The 14,907-nt window shown below is 65.1% G+C and carries 15 protein-coding genes; 9 read left to right on the forward strand and 6 right to left on the reverse strand.

Annotated elements, in window-relative coordinates; translation table 11 throughout:
- Positions 1-3: 3 nt before the first annotated feature.
- The 6 genes from XH88_RS10705 to ku form a co-directional block, all read right to left on the reverse strand.
- A complete protein-coding gene (locus tag XH88_RS10705) occupies positions 4-1,599 on the reverse strand; it encodes an MBL fold metallo-hydrolase (RefSeq protein ID WP_271615328.1) in 1,596 nt (531 codons plus the stop codon).
- A complete protein-coding gene (locus tag XH88_RS10710) occupies positions 1,596-2,516 on the reverse strand; it encodes a ribose-phosphate diphosphokinase (RefSeq protein ID WP_271615329.1) in 921 nt (306 codons plus the stop codon). The genes XH88_RS10705 and XH88_RS10710 overlap by 4 nt, the downstream gene beginning before the upstream one ends.
- Complete coding sequence (locus XH88_RS10715) at positions 2,513-4,054, reverse strand: thymidine phosphorylase family protein (RefSeq protein WP_271615330.1); 1,542 nt, start codon at positions 4,052-4,054, stop codon at positions 2,513-2,515. Before XH88_RS10715 ends, XH88_RS10710 begins: the two co-directional genes overlap by 4 nt.
- A 116-nt stretch (positions 4,055-4,170) precedes the next feature.
- Positions 4,171-4,335, reverse strand: coding sequence for a Flp family type IVb pilin (locus XH88_RS10720; protein ID WP_209965251.1), 165 nt, complete (start codon positions 4,333-4,335; stop codon positions 4,171-4,173).
- Between the two features lie 272 nt (positions 4,336-4,607).
- Complete coding sequence (locus XH88_RS10725) at positions 4,608-4,844, reverse strand: hypothetical protein (RefSeq protein ID WP_271615331.1); 237 nt, start codon at positions 4,842-4,844, stop codon at positions 4,608-4,610.
- Positions 4,845-4,902: 58 nt separating this feature from the next.
- On the reverse strand, positions 4,903-5,889 hold the full coding sequence (gene ku / locus XH88_RS10730; RefSeq protein WP_271615332.1) for a non-homologous end joining protein Ku: 987 nt from the start codon (positions 5,887-5,889) through the stop codon (positions 4,903-4,905).
- Positions 5,890-6,125: 236 nt separating this feature from the next.
- Between ku and XH88_RS10735 the strand changes: the two genes are divergently transcribed.
- From XH88_RS10735 to XH88_RS10775, 9 genes are all read left to right on the forward strand, one after another.
- Positions 6,126-6,281, forward strand: a complete 156-nt coding sequence (locus XH88_RS10735) for a hypothetical protein (RefSeq protein WP_271615333.1) — start codon at positions 6,126-6,128, stop codon at positions 6,279-6,281.
- Between the two features lie 229 nt (positions 6,282-6,510).
- Entirely contained in the window at positions 6,511-7,182 is a 672-nt protein-coding gene (locus XH88_RS10740; protein ID WP_271615334.1) for a response regulator transcription factor, read from the forward strand.
- Between the two features lie 122 nt (positions 7,183-7,304).
- Positions 7,305-8,681 carry a sensor histidine kinase gene (locus XH88_RS10745; RefSeq protein WP_271615335.1) on the forward strand — a complete coding sequence of 459 codons (1,377 nt, stop codon included), beginning with the start codon at positions 7,305-7,307 and terminating at the stop codon, positions 8,679-8,681.
- 148 nt (positions 8,682-8,829) lie between these two features.
- Positions 8,830-10,233, forward strand: coding sequence for a hypothetical protein (locus tag XH88_RS10750; RefSeq protein WP_271615336.1), 1,404 nt, complete (start codon positions 8,830-8,832; stop codon positions 10,231-10,233).
- A 98-nt stretch (positions 10,234-10,331) separates the two neighbouring features.
- Positions 10,332-10,601: a hypothetical protein gene (locus XH88_RS10755; protein ID WP_271615337.1), complete on the forward strand. Its 270-nt coding sequence runs from the start codon at positions 10,332-10,334 to the stop codon at positions 10,599-10,601.
- 131 nt (positions 10,602-10,732) lie between these two features.
- Positions 10,733-11,845 (forward strand): c-type cytochrome biogenesis protein CcmI, encoded by a 1,113-nt coding sequence (gene ccmI, locus XH88_RS10760; protein ID WP_271615370.1) that lies wholly within the window; start codon positions 10,733-10,735, stop codon positions 11,843-11,845.
- A 37-nt stretch (positions 11,846-11,882) separates the two neighbouring features.
- Positions 11,883-12,410: a cytochrome c maturation protein CcmE gene (gene ccmE / locus XH88_RS10765; protein ID WP_271615338.1), complete on the forward strand. Its 528-nt coding sequence runs from the start codon at positions 11,883-11,885 to the stop codon at positions 12,408-12,410.
- Positions 12,407-14,389 carry a heme lyase CcmF/NrfE family subunit gene (locus XH88_RS10770; protein WP_271615339.1) on the forward strand — a complete coding sequence of 661 codons (1,983 nt, stop codon included), beginning with the start codon at positions 12,407-12,409 and terminating at the stop codon, positions 14,387-14,389. The genes ccmE and XH88_RS10770 overlap by 4 nt, the downstream gene beginning before the upstream one ends.
- A 4-nt stretch (positions 14,390-14,393) precedes the next feature.
- On the forward strand, positions 14,394-14,876 hold the full coding sequence (locus tag XH88_RS10775) for a cytochrome c-type biogenesis protein (RefSeq protein WP_271615340.1): 483 nt from the start codon (positions 14,394-14,396) through the stop codon (positions 14,874-14,876).
- Positions 14,877-14,907: the final 31 nt, after the last annotated feature.

Raw genomic sequence — 14,907 nt, forward strand, 5'->3', positions numbered from 1 at the left:
CCTTTATCCGTTCTCCTGCAGTGCCCGCCGCAGTCTTCGGATGATCACGCCGCGGGCGCGGTCGTCGGCGGCGGCGCCGACCCTGTCGTTGATGTCGAGCATCAGCTCCGACATCTCGTTGTGCCAGTCGAGATGGGTCACGGCCTCGGGCGCGAGGCGCCGGCGATGGTCGGCGTCGATCAGGCGCGGTTCGGTCGCAGCGAGTTCGTAGACGTCGTCCAGCAACGGTTGGTAGACCTTGGCCGCGGGAATGATGCGTTCGGCGACGCGTTCCGCCAGCCCGGAGATGGCGCCTTCTTCGCCATGGACCAGGAACAGACCCCGGGCGATGGGACGGCGTGCCGCGATCCAGCCGGCCATGCCGGCAGCGTCGGCGTGTCCGGAATATTCGTCGATCACGCGGATCCGCGCTGCCACCCGGATTTCCTCACCCTGGATCCGCACGGCCTTGGCGCCGTTCTGGAGGAAGCGGCCGAGCGTGCCGTTGGCCTGGAAGCCGGCGAGCAGGACGGTCGCGCGCTCGTTCCAGAGCCAGCGCTTCAGATGATGGCGGATGCGGCCGGCATCGCACATGCCGCTGGCCGCGATGATGATGTGAAATCCGCTGAGACGCATGATCGCCTTGCTCTCGTCGGCGGTCTCGGTGAATTTGAGGTGCGGCGAGTTGAGCAGGCGTTCGGCATCGACGGCAGGGTCGAGGCTCGCGGCGTTCCGGCGGAACACTTCGGTGGCGCGGATCGCCAGCGGCGAGTCGAGGAAGATCGGCGCGGTCGGGATCTCGCCGTGCTCCATCAGGTCGACGAGATCGACGATCAGCTCCTGGGTTCGCTCGACCGCGAAAGCGGGTATCAGCAGCGCGCCTCCGGCTGCCGCGGCCTCGCGCACCTCGGCGGCGAGGTGCTGCCGGCGCAGAGCGGGCGTCGTGGCGGCGCGCACGCGATCGCCATAGGTGGATTCGGAGATCACATAATCGAGGTCGCTTGGCGCTTCGGGATCGGGCTGGAGCAGCTTTGCCTCCGGGCCGACATCGCCGGAGAGCAGCACGCGAAGTGGACGCGGCGAACCCTGCTCGGCGATCTCGAGCTGGATCGAGGCGGAGCCGAGCAGATGGCCGGCGTTCCAGTAGCGCGCGCGGACGCCCGGGATCACATCGGTCCAGCGTTCATAGTCGACCGCGCGAAACGATTGCATCGATGCCACCGCGTCGGCCTGCGTATAGATCGGCTGCACCTCCTTGCGGCCGCGCGAGGCGTTGCGCCGGTTGAGCTGCGCGACCTCGGACTCCTGGATGCTGCCGGCGTCCGGCAGCATGTAGGAGCAGAGGTCGATCGTGCCCCGCGTCGCCAGGATGGGTCCTGCAAATCCTTCGCGCGCGAGCTTTGGCAGCAAGCCGCTGTGGTCGATATGGGCGTGCGTGAGCAGGACCGCTCGGACAGTCGCAGGATGGAAAGGGAAAGCGCCGTAATTGAGCTCCTTGAGCGTCTTCGGCCCCTGGAACAGGCCGCAATCGACCAGGAAGGCGCCGGCGGCAGTCTGGAACAGATAGCTGGCGCCGGTCACGGTGCGGGCGGCGCCGCAGAAGCGAACGGTGATGCTCATCTTGTCGTCTCCAGGGAATATGCCGTGCTGAATTCGGGCCACAAGGCAGCCGCGAGCGTCTCCTCGAGCGTAATCGCGTTGGTCGGATGCGGTACGCTGTCGGTCGAACGGATCGACCGGATGCCGGCGTCGGTGAATGCGGCAACCATCGCGGCTGGAAACAGCGCGTGGGTCACGACCGCATCGACGGCCGTTGCACCGATGGCCCGCAGTGCCCTCGCTGCGACCATCAGCGTCGACCCCGACGACACGATGTCGTCGACCATCAGCGCCGGGCGCCCCGAGAGCAGGGCGGGATCGGCAAAATCGATGTCCACGGAGCGATCGCCATGCCGGCTCTTGCGCGCGATGGTGTGCCGCAGGCCCAGGCGCGCCGCGAGATCCTTGACCCAGGGCTCGGACTCGGCGTCGGGACCGATCACGACGGTGGCGGGATCGACGCCGCCAGCGGCAAGCGCATCCGCGATTGCAGGCATCGCGGACAGGTTCTCCGCCTCGATGCCCGGAAATACGGACTTGATGTCGTGGGTACGGTGCAAGTGAGCGTCCACCGTGACGATGCGGTCCACGAGCCTTGTCAGCAGCGTGCCCATGGCGCGCTGGCTGATCGCTTCGCCCGGTCGAAACGCGATGTCCTGCCGCATGTAACAGAGATAGGGAGCAACCAGCACCAGCCGCTTGGCGCCGCCGCGGCGCAGCGCCTCCGCGGCGAAGAGCAGGGCGATCAGCTTGTCGTTGGGTTGATCGAGCGGCGCATGAAGGATGGTAGTGTCGGCCGCAGCCGCGACCGTGACGCGCAGCTCGCCGTCCGGAAAGCGGTGCACGGCGATCTCGTCACAGCCAAGTTCAAGCCGCGCCGCGAGGCGCCTCGCCGCGCCGGCAGCCGAGGGCAGGGTTTGAAGCGCGATTGTTTTCACGATGACGTCCTGCTCTGGGGAGCCTCATGGCCGTTGATGACGTAGCCGGTTCCCTGCTGGGCGGCGGAGGCGGCCAGATCACGCTCGGGCCCCTCGAACGTGTAGACCCGATAGAGCGGCTCACCCTGCTCGACGCGATCGCCGATCTTCTTGAAAAGCCGGATGCCGGCGCCCTTGTCGAGCGGCGCGCCGGCGGTACGGGCGAGGCGGTTGAGGCGCAGGCAGTCGATCCCGGACACCACGCCGTCATGGGCCGCCTTGACCTCGAAGCTGCTGGGGCCGAGTTCGGTGCAGCATTTCGACGGCCCCTGGGCGTCGATGATCTTCTGCATCTGCTTCAGGGCGGCGCCGCTCTCGAGCAGTTCGCGCGCGCGTGCATAGCCGGCGCCGCCGCGCAGCTTCGGATCATATTCCAGCAAATGAGCGGCGAGCCGCAGCGATTTCTCGCGAAGATCGCGCGGCGCATCCTTATCGTTGCCGAGCACCGCCATCACGTCGTTGGCCTCGAGCACCGGCCCGATGCCGTTGCCGATCGGCTGGCGACCGTCGGTCGTGATCACCTCGACCGCGCGGCCAAACCGGTCGCCGACGAATTCGAACAGCTTTCGCAAGCGCATCGCCTCGATGGCGTTGGTGACTTTCGCGGTCGGACCGACCGGAATGTCGATCAACAGGTGGGTCGATCCCGCCGCGATCTTCTTGGACATGATGGAGGCGACCATCTGCTCGCGGGTGTCGAGGCTGAGCGGCCGCTCGACGGAGATCAGCACGTCGTCGGCCGGCGACAGATTGACGTGGCCGCCCCAGATCAGGCACCCGTTGCAGGACGAGACGATCGACTTCATCTCCTCGACGCCGACATTCACCCGCGCCAGCACCTCCATTGTGTCGGCCGTGCCGGCCGGCGAGGTGATGGCGCGCGAGGAGGTTTTTGGGATCGGCAGGCCGTGGGCAGCGACGATCGGGACCACGACCATCGAGGTGCGGTTGCCGGGAATGCCGCCGATACAGTGCTTGTCGACCACGATCGGGTCCGGCCACACCAGCTGCGTGCCGGCCTGCGCCATGGCACCCGTGAGCGCCAGCAGCTCATCACTGGTGATGAAGCTCGCCGATCCGATCAGGAACGCGGCGATCTCCATGTCGGAATAGCGAAAATGCGCGAGGTCGTTGATGATCGCGCCGATCTCGGCCTTATCGAGCGTTTGACCGCGAATCTTGGCGCGGACTGCTTCGAGGCTTTCGGGGGGCGTGGCCGGCGCGACCGTGACCAGGGTGCCGACCGGCTTGGCGAAGCGGTGGAATGCCGGCTCGGAAAGGCCGATCTCGTCCTGGGCTGCCAACGCATCGTCATCGGTGATCAGGAGCGTTGCGAGCAGCGTCTTGTCGTCGAGACGCAGCTCGACCCGGCTGAAGCCGCGGAAGATGTCCGCACGCAACGCGTTCGAGCGTCTGGAAATGACGACGACGTTCTCGCGACCCGTATCGAGGTGGACGCGGCGTATCTTGAGCTGGGACCGTGAGGGATCTGGATGCATGGCGCGGACCGCAGAAAGCTGGGTCCGTCATGCTTAGCTGTCGCTGGTTCGACAGGCTTGACTCAGATCATGGTGCGCGAGATCGACGGCCCGTCCCTCGCAATTTCGAGAGGGACCTACTTTGCGGCCGCGCTGATCGAGTTGAACTTGTTGCTGAGGAGGACGCTGCCCGTGTTGGTCACGATGGTCACGATGGCGAGTGCGATTCCGGCGGCGATCAGGCCATACTCGATCGCGGTGGCGGCACTCTCATCGGCAAGAAAAGACCTGAGCAAAACCATCGCCAACTCCTCTTCATTCGGTCCAGTGTAGGCGTGCGGCGTTATCAAAGTGGTAAAGTGATCGACGAGACGCTTGCGCGCATCAATAAAAGTGGGCCCTGCCGAGTTGGCCTGATGTGTCTTAAGGTGACAGCTGTTAAGCGATGGTTTCGTTATCCATTCAAATGAATGGAAGCGGGCCGCCGCAGCCCCTGGTCGTGAAAATGACCAGGCCGCTTAAGGGATTGTTGAGGCAGTTCGTCAACCGATCGGCAAGCATGCCGATCTGGGGCTCAGCGAGCCCTGGCATCCGAGTTCAAGGCGCGCAGCATGCCGATGCGGGCGAACATCAGCCAGCCGCCGCCGGTCTCCGCTGCGTTGATCAGCATCTCGATCGCGATCTGCCAGCGCGGCTCCTGCTGCTCGGGCTGGGGCAGCTTCATGATGAAATCGGCAGCCTCCTGCAGCGTGTGCAGCTTGCGGCCGCCGCGCAGGCCGATCGGTTCGTCGAACGGCGTCGCCCACGGCATGTCAGGCCGCCCGATCGGTGAGGGGAGATGTCACGGCGCGACCGGTGATGAGGTGCCGTCAGCCGGCCTTTTTCGTTCGTGTCGTCGCGCGCACCGGCTTGTCGGCCTTCCTGGCGGCGGCTTCCTTGGCCGCAGCCTCCTTGCCGCCCTTGCCGGAAATCGGCAGCAGCATCTCGCGCTGGCCCTCGACGCGCTTCCTGGGCTTCTTGGCCTTTGCGGTTTCCTTGACGGTCTCTTTGGCGCCCTTGGCCGCAGGAGCTGTTTCCTTCTCGCTGGCGAGGCTCTTCTTCAGCGCGTCCATCAGGTTGATGACGTTGCCGCCGCTCTTCGGCGTAGACTTGGCCGCGATCGGGGTGCCCGCGCGCTTCTTGTTGATGAGATCGATCAGTGCGGTCTCGTAATGGTCCTCGAACAGCTCGGGCTCGAAGGCGCCGGACTTCTTCTCGACGATATGCTTGGCGAGGTCGAGCATGTCCTTGGTCAGCTTCACGTCCTGGATGTCGTCGAAATACTCCTTCTCGCTGCGGACCTCGTAGGGGTAGCGCAGCAGCGTGCCCATCAGCCCGCTCTCGAGCGGCTCCAGCGCGATGATGTGCTCGCGATTGGTCAGCACCACGCGGCCGATCGCGACCTTGTCCATGCTGCGGATGGTCTCGCGGATCACCGCATAGGCGTCGTGGCCGACCTTGCCGTCGGGCACGAGATAATAGGGGCGGATCAGATAGCGGTTGTCGATGTCGGCTTTCGGCACGAATTCGTCGATTTCGATCGTATGGGTGGAGTCGAGCGCGATGTCCTCGAGCTCGTCCTTGGTGACCTCGATATACGTGTCGGTGTCGACCTTGTAGCCCTTGACGATGTCCTCGGACGTCACCTCGTCACCGGTCTCGGCGTCGACTTTGAGATACTTGATCCGGTGGCCGGTCTTGCGGTTGATCTGGTTGAACGAGACCTTCTCGGTATCCGATGTGGCGGGATACAGCGCGACCGGACAGGTCACGAGCGAGAGGCGCAAAAAACCCTTCCAATTGGCACGGGGGGCCATGGGTTACTCCAAACGCAACAGGGACAGCAGACAAGGATACCATCGGGGAACAGCGAATCATAGCAAGGCGTCGTGCTGAATCTTGCAACTGCGTTAACCGGTCGCGGACCCCTGCGGGGGCGGCTCCGATGCCATCGCAAAGCCGGAACATCAAATCGGATCGGGCGTTGGCTCAGGACAGGAGGCCGTGAGGGGGCGCGGCCAGTGGAGGCGACATCCGGAGATTGAGGTCACCCATGGCAACCACGCGCGAGGACCGTCACATCGTCGAAACTGCGACCGAGGCGCGCCAGGGCGAACCTGGGCCGTCGGTGGCTGCGCTGCTCGCCATCTCGACCGGGCTTGCGATTTTGATCCTAGCCGTCATCTGGTTCGTGTTCTTCCGGACCTGACGGCCGAATCGACGGGAAGGCCGGACCTTCCTGTTCGCCGCATAGCGCGGCGCATTACGCCCGTCATGCCGCCGGCTGGTCCGGTGGTGTGGCGGGCGCAGTCGCTTCCAGCGCCAACACATTGTATATGACCAAAAAGTAACGCGGCGGGGTTCCCCGCGTTCATATTCAGTTCACGCCGGAATTGCTCATCTGGTGGTGTTCATGCGGCCTATTTCTGGAGAGAAGCGTGCGCCTGCTCGTTGTTGAGGACGACCCCGATCTCAATCGCCAGCTCACCAAGGCGCTGACCGACGCCGGCTATGTCGTCGACCGCGCCTTCGACGGAGAGGAGGGACATTATCTCGGCGACAACGAGCCCTACGACGCCGTGGTGCTCGATATCGGCCTGCCGAAGAAGGATGGCATCTCGGTGCTGGAGGCCTGGCGCCGCAACGGCCGCACCATGCCGGTGCTGATCCTCACTGCGCGCGATCGCTGGAGCGACAAGGTGCAGGGTTTTGATGCCGGCGCCGACGACTACGTGCCCAAGCCGTTTCATCTGGAGGAAGTGCTGGCGCGCATCCGCGCGCTGCTGCGCCGCTCGACCGGCCATGCCCAGAGTGAACTCAGCTGCGGCCCCGTTACGCTCGACACCCGCACCGGCCGGGTCAGCGTCTCCGGCAACCCCATCAAGATGACCTCGCATGAATATCGGCTTCTGGCTTATCTGATGCACCATTCAGGGCGCGTCGTGTCGCGCACCGAACTGGTCGAGCATCTCTACGACCAGGACTTTGACCGCGACTCCAACACGATCGAAGTGTTCGTCGGCCGCATCCGCAAGAAGCTCGACGTCGACATCATCCAGACCGTCCGCGGTCTCGGTTATCTCCTGACCCCGCCAGCCCCTGACGCCTGAGGGAGCCCTTCAAGGATCTTGGCTCGCAAGGATCTTGGCTTGACGGACGGCGCGACACGGGCCTTGGTCCGGTCATGACTGCCGACGCCATGCCACCCCCTCGCGCCCCCGGGATCGTTCCGATGCCCGCCAGCTCGCTCGCGAACCGCCTGTTTCTGTCGGCGACCGCCTGGCTCGTGGTGATCCTGGCCATCACCGGCGTGGTGCTGTCGTCGGTCTACAAGAATGCCACCGAACGCGCCTTCGACCGCCGGCTCAACCTCTATCTCCGCACCCTCATCGCCGAGGTTGCCACCCCCGACGAGCCGCCGGATCGCCAGTTTCAGTCGCTCGGTGAGCCCCTGTTCGAGCTGCCGCTGTCCGGCTGGTATTGGCAGATCACACGCACTGACACCGAGAAGCCGGAGGTGCGCTCTTCGCGCTCACTCTGGGACAAGAAGCTGCCGAAACTGGAAGACCAGGGCGCCGAGCTCACAGCCGCCGGCATTCGTCTCGCTTACGTCGACGGGCCGGAAGGACAGAATCTCCGCATGGTCGAGCGTCCCGTCGACCTAGGCGCCGACGGCAAATACCTGGTCAGCGTCGCCGGCGACGACACCGAGATTTTCGATGAGACGCGCAGCTTCGACTATTATCTCGGCGGCACCTTCACGGCGCTCGGGATCGTGCTGCTGCTGACGACCGTGTTCCAGGTCCGCTTCGGTCTTGCGCCGCTCAAGCGCATCTCGGAAGCCATCGCCGACATCCGCTCCGGGCGGGCGGAGCGGCTCGAGGGCGAGTTCCCGGTCGAAATCGCCCCGCTGGCGCGGGAGACCAACGCGCTGATCGATGCCAACAGGGAGATCGTCGAGCGCGCCCGCACCCATGTCGGCAATCTCGCCCATGCGATCAAGACGCCGCTGTCGGTGATCGTGAATGAGGCCGGCTCGCACGCGGCCGATCCGTTCGCGGCCAAGGTGATGGAGCAGGCCGACGTGATGCGTAACCAGCTCGCCCATCACCTGGAGCGCGCCCGTATTGCGGCAAGGGTCTCGATCGTCGGCACGGTGACGGAGGTTGCGCCCGCCATCGAAGCGCTGCGCCGGACCATGGAGAAGATCCACCGCGACCGCGGCATTGCGGTGGAAGCCAAGGCCGATCCGTCGGCGAAATTCCGCGGCGAGCGGCAGGATCTGGAGGAGATGGTCGGCAATCTGGTCGATAATGCCTGTAAATGGGCCGCTTCGCGGGTCTTTATCGAGGTTTTGGTTGAGGGCCCGCAGCAGGCGGGCGCGGGCCCCCGGCTGCGGCTCATCGTCGATGATGATGGGCGCGGCCTCTCGGAGGCCGAGCGCGCCCAGGTCTCGCGGCGCGGTCAGCGGCTCGACGAATCAAAGCCGGGCTCGGGCCTTGGCCTGTCGATCGTAACGGACCTCGCCGCGCTCTATGGTGGCAGCCTCTCGCTTGGCCGTGCGCCGATCGGGGGGCTCCGGGCCGAGCTGATGCTGCCGGGAGTATAATTCTCTGATCCCAAAGGATTATTCTGGTTCCCGCGTGAAGCCGGGGGGATTTGGCGCAACGTCCTCAACGGCTTCTTAAGGCGCCTTCACTTAGGATCAGAGAGGACGCATCCCACGTCCGCCATTTTACCGTGCATTACCCGGGCGCATGAGCCAGACATCGATCGAGCGGCTGAGGGAATATCTCGCGCAGCTCCCGCCGCAGGCGCAGGCGCTGCTGATGCGGGAGTTCGAGCGCGCGCTCGAGCGCGGCCAGGACACGGCGGTGGCCACCCTCGTGCTCGAGCAGTTGCGCAAGATCGTGCGCAAGAGCGAGGCCGACGAGGCCCCGCCGCCCCGCACCGACGATCTGTCGCGATTGCTGTTCCAGGTACTCGAACCGTTCCTGGTCGAGACTGGCGCCCCGATTCGAGTGGGCCAGATCCGCCGCTCCTCGCTGCATCCGATCTGGCAATGGCTCGGCCGCGACGGTGCCCCGGACAAGATCGCTGAATTCGAGGCGGCGCTGGCACGCATGCCGGCTTCAGACAGTGCGGGACAGGTCGAGGCGCTGGCCCTCAAGCTGCAGGCGGCGGCTGCGGATGCCATCTTCGGGCTCACGGGACCGGGCGGCGGCGACAAGTCGCGCGCGCTCGCCCGTGTCGGTCCGCCCAGCGTGATCGAGGACCTCTATTCGATCGGCGCGGTGCTGTCCGTTCGCGAGGCCCTCGGCACGCTCAATGAAAAGCTGCCGCGCTTCCTGCGACAGTTCGGCGATCCCCAGATCGCTTCGGTGACATCGGCACTCAACATTCCCGTGCTCCGGACCCCGCAGATGCTGCCTTTTGCGCTGTCGGCGGTGGTCCAGCGCATGACCGCGCCGTGGCAGATCATTCGCCTTGCCATCAAGATCGCCGCGTCCGACGACGAGATCCGCGTTGCGGCGACGCCTTATGGCGTTGCCGTCACGATAGCGCTTCACGACCTGTCCCGCGTCGCTGCTATTTTGCGCATGGACATCAAGCGCGGTCATTTCGATGCGGTTGCCGATAATCTCAAGGCGCTGCATGACGGCGTCCGCGGGCTGCGCACGGAACTTGACCTGCGCAACGATTCCGCCTGGGGCAAGCAGCTGACATCGATCCGGGCCGACATCTCCAATGCGCTGCAATCGGAGATCGACAGTGTTCCCGGCCGCGTCCGTCGCATTCTGCGTCAGCGACCGGAGAAGGATATTCCGCCGGGAGCGCGGATCGACAGCACCGAGGTCGAGGAAACCGTTGCTCTCATCGACTTCGTCGCGACCTGCCGCAATTACGCCAGCGAACTCGCGATCAACGAGGTGACGCTGCGCACCTATTCCGACCTGCAGCAATATGTCGAACGCTCGACCGAGCAGCTGGTGCAGTCGCTGCGGGCCGCCGATCACAAGGTCCGCGCCTACCGGCAACAGCAGGTGCAGGCCGCGATCCGCTTCTGCCAGGTGCTGTTCGGGGACGATTATGCATCGCTGATGAGTCGCGCGGCGGAGAACGCGGCGACGGGCGAGCGTAAATCGACGCGCGCGAGCTGATTGAGCGCACTTTTTCCCAATCACAATTTATAGTTGACCCGGCCGGTTGTGGGCTCTACGGTCCCGTGCAAGTTTTTGGAATTTCTATCTGTGGGCGCATGAAACCCGTTATCAGCTCCATTGAAATCGAAAACCGCGTCATTGTTGCCAAATATCGGAGGCTGATGGTCGGTGCCAAGGTGGTGCTGGTTGAGAAGGCAAGCGGTCGGCAATTATCGGAGACCGTCACCAGGGTTGCCTCGCCTGTTCCCGTTGGGGCATTGCGCATCAGATTGCCCGAGGCCATCGAGCCGGGAACATATTTCTTGAGGGCCCTCAACGGGCGCGGCGAGGACGCCGCTCAAAGCGCAGACTTCGAGATCGGCTAAGCCTTTGGATTTTCACCGTTTCGGGATTATGCGCGCTCGCGCCAAATTGACAATTGTCAATTGCCGCATCGTCCGGCCGTGGTGTAAAGCCACCCATGGGCGCGGCTCACGCGCTGCCGGAAGCTTGCCAGATGACGCTATGGTTCGTGTTCGCGCTGATGACGGTCGCGGCGATATTCGCCGTGCTCTGGCCGCTCGGCCGTGGTGGGCGCGATCAAAATCAAGGCAGCGAGGTCACGGTCTACAAGGACCAGCTGGTCGAGATCGAGCATGATCTCGCCGCAGGACTGATCGCGCGACCGGAAGCCGAGGCGGCGCGCGTCGAGATCAGCCGCAGGCTGCTCGCCGCTGATAGCAGCGAGTCCGCCCTTGCGCCGACATCCAATCTCAAATGGCGCCGTGCAGCGGCGGTGCTGGCGCTGGTCGGTCTGCCGCTGCTCGCGGCCGCGATCTATGTTCCGCTCGGCTCGCCCGCGCTTCGCGACTTTCCGCTGGCGCAGCGCGAACGCGGGTCCGGGCCCGGCATGGCGCAGTCGCTCGAGAACCTCGTCGCGCAGGTTGAGCAGCACCTGGAGAAAAATCCGACCGATGGCCGCGGCTGGAACGTGCTTGCACCGGTGCTGGAGCGGCTCGGCCGCTTCGACGAGGCCGTGCGCGCCTATCGCAATTCGATCACCTACAACGGCGAGAGCGCGGAGCGCCGCTCCGATCTCGGCGAAGCCATTGCGGCCGCTGCCGGCGGCGTGGTGACGGCGGACGCCAAGACCGAGTTCGAGCGCGCGCACGCGCTCGACGCCGACGATCCCAAGGCGAATTACTTCCTCGGGCTTGCTGCCGAGCAGGACGGCCGCAAGGATGACGCGGCCAACATCTGGCGTGCGTTGCTGGCGAAAGCACCCGCGGATGCGCCTTGGCGGCCGCTTGTGCAGGCCTCGCTCGCGCGGGTCGGTGGTGGCGGCACGATGCCGGCGCTGTCGAACGAGACGATCGCGGCCTCCAAGGATATGAATGAGGGCGATCGCAACGCGATGGTTCGCAGCATGGTCGAACGTCTCGCCACGCGGCTCAAGCAGAACGGCGATGATGTCGACGGTTGGCTGCGCCTTGTGCGTGCCTATCTGGTGATGGGCGATCGTGACAAGGCGCGTGGCGCCTCGACCGATGCCCGCCAGGCGGTGGCCAACGATTCCGAGCGCCTGCGCCAGCTCAACGAAGGCCTCAAGAACCTCGGGCTCGACGGATGACATTTGCAGAACGGGACGAGCGGAGAATGGACACGCCATGACGCGCAAGCAGCGACGGATGACCATCATCGGCGGCTCGCTCGCCGTTCTCGCGCTCGCGGCTGCGCTTGTGCTCAATGCCTTGCGCGACTCGATCGTGTTCTTCTCCACCCCGACCATGGTAGCCGAAAAGCACGTTCAGCCCGGCAAGCGCTTTCGCCTTGGCGGCCTGGTGCAGCCGGGCTCGCTCCGGCGCGGCGACAATCTCGCCGTGACGTTTGAAGTTGCCGACGGCAGCGCGAAGCTGCCCGTCGCGTACAAGGGTATCCTGCCCGACCTGTTCCGCGAAGGGCAGGGCGTCGTCGCCGAAGGCGCGCTCGATGCCAACGGCGTTTTCAAGGCCGACACGGTGCTCGCCAAGCACGACGAGACCTACATGCCCAAGGACGTCGCCGACGCCCTGAAGAAGCAGGGGCATTGGAAGGACAATTACGGCGCCCAGGCCTCGGGTGGCGCCAAGCCCTCTGGTGATGCAACGCCTGTGGCGACGACGGCACAGGGCAATTCGCAGGGAGCGGTGCGGTGATCGCGGAAGCCGGACATTATGCGCTGGTGCTGGCGCTCGCGCTGGCGCTGATCCAGTCCTTCGTGCCGCTGATCGGCGCGCGCTTGCGCGATCCCGCGCTGATGAACGTGGCGCGCTCCACCGCGCTGGCGCAGCTCCTCTTCGTCGGCGCATCGTTCATTGCGCTCGTGACGCTGCACGTGAGCTCGGACTTCTCCGTCGCCAATGTCTACGAGAACTCCCACTCCATGAAGCCGCTGATCTACAAGATCACCGGCGTGTGGGGAAACCATGAAGGCTCGATGCTGCTGTGGGTATCGATCCTGGCGCTGTTCGGCGGGCTGGTCGCGGCCTTCGGCAACAATCTGCCGCTTTCGCTGCGTGCGCATGTGTTGAGCGTCCAGGCCTGGATCGCGAGTGCCTTCTATCTCTTCATCCTGATCACCTCGAACCCATTCCTGCGCATCGCCAATCCGCCGATCGAGGGGCGCGATCTCAATCCGGTACTGCAGGACATTGGGCTCGCCGTGCATCCGCCGATGCTCTATCTCGGCTATGTTGGCTTCTCGATCTCGTTCTCCTTCGCCATCGCGGCGCTGATCGAGGGGCGGATCGACGCGGCCTGGGCGCGTTGGGTGCGGCCGTGGACGCTGGTCGCCTGGATCTTCCTGACGCTGGGCATCGCGATGGGCTCCTACTGGGCCTATTACGAGCTCGGCTGGGGCGGCTGGTGGTTCTGGGATCCGGTCGAGAATGCCTCGCTGATGCCGTGGCTCGCCGGCACCGCGCTGTTGCATTCGGCGCTGGTGATGGAGAAGCGCAACGCGCTGAAGGTCTGGACCATTCTTCTGTCGATCCTGACTTTCTCGCTGTCGCTGCTCGGCACCTTCCTGGTTCGCTCGGGTGTCATTACCTCCGTGCACGCCTTTGCCAACGATCCGACCCGCGGCGTGTTCATCCTCTTGATCCTCTGCCTGTTCATCGGGGGCAGCCTGTCGCTGTTCGCAGGACGCGCGACCTCGCTCAAGCAGGGTGGCCTGTTCGCGCCGATCTCGCGCGAGGGCGCGCTGGTGCTGAACAATCTGCTGCTCACCGTCGCCTGTGCGGTCGTGCTGTTCGGGACGCTCTATCCGCTGGCGATGGAAGTGCTTGCCGACTTCAAGATGTCGGTCGGCGCTCCCTTCTACAATCTCACTTTCGTCCCTCTGTTCGCGCTGCTGCTGCTCGCCGTGCCGTTCGGACCTATGCTGGCGTGGAAGCGGGGCGATCTGCTCGGTGTCACTCAGCGCCTGCTTGCGGCCGGTGTCGCGGGCCTCGTCGTGGTCGCCATCGTCTGGGCCTGGACCCGCGGCGGCAGCGCGCTGGCGCCGTTGGCGATCGGGCTTGGCGTCTTCGTCATCGCGGGAGTCGTGACGGATCTAGTTGAACGGACCGGCCTGTTTCGCCTGCCGTTCGCGACCACGCTGCACCGCGCCCGCGGCCTGCCGCGGTCGGCTTGGGGTACGGCGTTTGCCCATGCCGGTCTCGGGATCGCGCTGATCGGGATCGTCTGCGAGACCACCTGGAACAGCGAATATATCGCGACCATGAAGCCGAACGACGTGGCGCAGGTCGCCGGATATGATCTGAAGCTCGACGGTCTACTCGAGCGTCAGGGGCCGAACTACCGCGAGATGGTCGCCCAGTTCCAGGTTAGCAAAGGCGGCGAACCGCTCAGCGTCATGACACCGTCGAAGCGCAGCTTCACCACGCGCGGCGCCTCCACCACGGAAGCTGCGCTTTTGACCCGCGGCGCGAGCCAGCTCTACATCTCGCTCGGCGACGTCACCGCCGAAGGCGCGATCGCCGTACGCATCTATCACAAGCCCTTCGTGCTCCTGATCTGGTGGGGGCCGGTGCTGATGGCGTTCGGCGGTGTGCTGTCGCTGTCCGACCGCCGCCTGCGGGTCGGCGCGCCGAAGCCGGCGCGGGCCAAGCAACGCCTGCAGCCGGCGGAGTGATCCGATGCGTCGGATGATGGCCGCGATTGTCGCGCTGATGCTGCTGGCCGTGCCTGCGGTGCACGCCGTGCAGCCGGACGAGATCATGTCGGACCCGGTGAAGGAGGCGCGCGCGCGCGAATTGTCGCGTGAGCTGCGCTGCATGGTCTGTCAGAACCAGTCGATCGACGATTCCGACGCGCCGCTTGCGCGCGATCTGCGGCTTCTCGTCCGCGAGCGGATCGCGGCCGGCGACAGCAATTCGCAAGTGATCGACTTCCTGGTGGCGCGCTACGGCGAGTTTGTGCTGCTGAAGCCGCGCTTCGAGCGGCAGACCATATTGTTGTGGCTGCTCGCGCCGCTGCTGCTGGCTGGTGGCGGCTTTGCACTCTGGCGGCAAAATCGGCGCCGCTCGCGAAGCGGTGCAGATGTACCCGCGTCGCCACTGACTCCGGAGGAGGAGGCCCGGCTCGCCGCGTTGATGTCGGACGAAGCCAAGTCCTCCTAGCTGCATCGGATCGTCCTGGTTACGTAGTGCT

Origin of the sequence: Bradyrhizobium sp. CCBAU 51627, from assembly GCF_028128765.1 — a bacterium.
Lineage (GTDB): Bacteria > Pseudomonadota > Alphaproteobacteria > Rhizobiales > Xanthobacteraceae > Bradyrhizobium.

What these genes read in the sequence shown, in the direction of transcription:
- XH88_RS10735 (WP_271615333.1), top strand. Translation starts at nt 6,126, where the DNA reads ATGGCAACCACGCGCGAGGACCGTCACATCGTCGAAACTGCGACCGAG.
- XH88_RS10745 (WP_271615335.1), top strand. Translation starts at nt 7,305, where the DNA reads ATGCCCGCCAGCTCGCTCGCGAACCGCCTGTTTCTGTCGGCGACCGCC.
- ccmI (WP_271615370.1), top strand. Translation starts at nt 10,733, where the DNA reads ATGACGCTATGGTTCGTGTTCGCGCTGATGACGGTCGCGGCGATATTC.
- XH88_RS10725 (WP_271615331.1), bottom strand. Translation starts at nt 4,844, where the DNA reads ATGCCGTGGGCGACGCCGTTCGACGAACCGATCGGCCTGCGCGGCGGC.
- XH88_RS10755 (WP_271615337.1), top strand. Translation starts at nt 10,332, where the DNA reads ATGAAACCCGTTATCAGCTCCATTGAAATCGAAAACCGCGTCATTGTT.
- XH88_RS10705 (WP_271615328.1), bottom strand. Translation starts at nt 1,599, where the DNA reads ATGAGCATCACCGTTCGCTTCTGCGGCGCCGCCCGCACCGTGACCGGC.
- XH88_RS10775 (WP_271615340.1), top strand. Translation starts at nt 14,394, where the DNA reads ATGCGTCGGATGATGGCCGCGATTGTCGCGCTGATGCTGCTGGCCGTG.
- ku (WP_271615332.1), bottom strand. Translation starts at nt 5,889, where the DNA reads ATGGCCCCCCGTGCCAATTGGAAGGGTTTTTTGCGCCTCTCGCTCGTG.
- XH88_RS10720 (WP_209965251.1), bottom strand. Translation starts at nt 4,335, where the DNA reads ATGGTTTTGCTCAGGTCTTTTCTTGCCGATGAGAGTGCCGCCACCGCG.
- XH88_RS10750 (WP_271615336.1), top strand. Translation starts at nt 8,830, where the DNA reads ATGAGCCAGACATCGATCGAGCGGCTGAGGGAATATCTCGCGCAGCTC.
- ccmE (WP_271615338.1), top strand. Translation starts at nt 11,883, where the DNA reads ATGACGCGCAAGCAGCGACGGATGACCATCATCGGCGGCTCGCTCGCC.
- XH88_RS10715 (WP_271615330.1), bottom strand. Translation starts at nt 4,054, where the DNA reads ATGCATCCAGATCCCTCACGGTCCCAGCTCAAGATACGCCGCGTCCAC.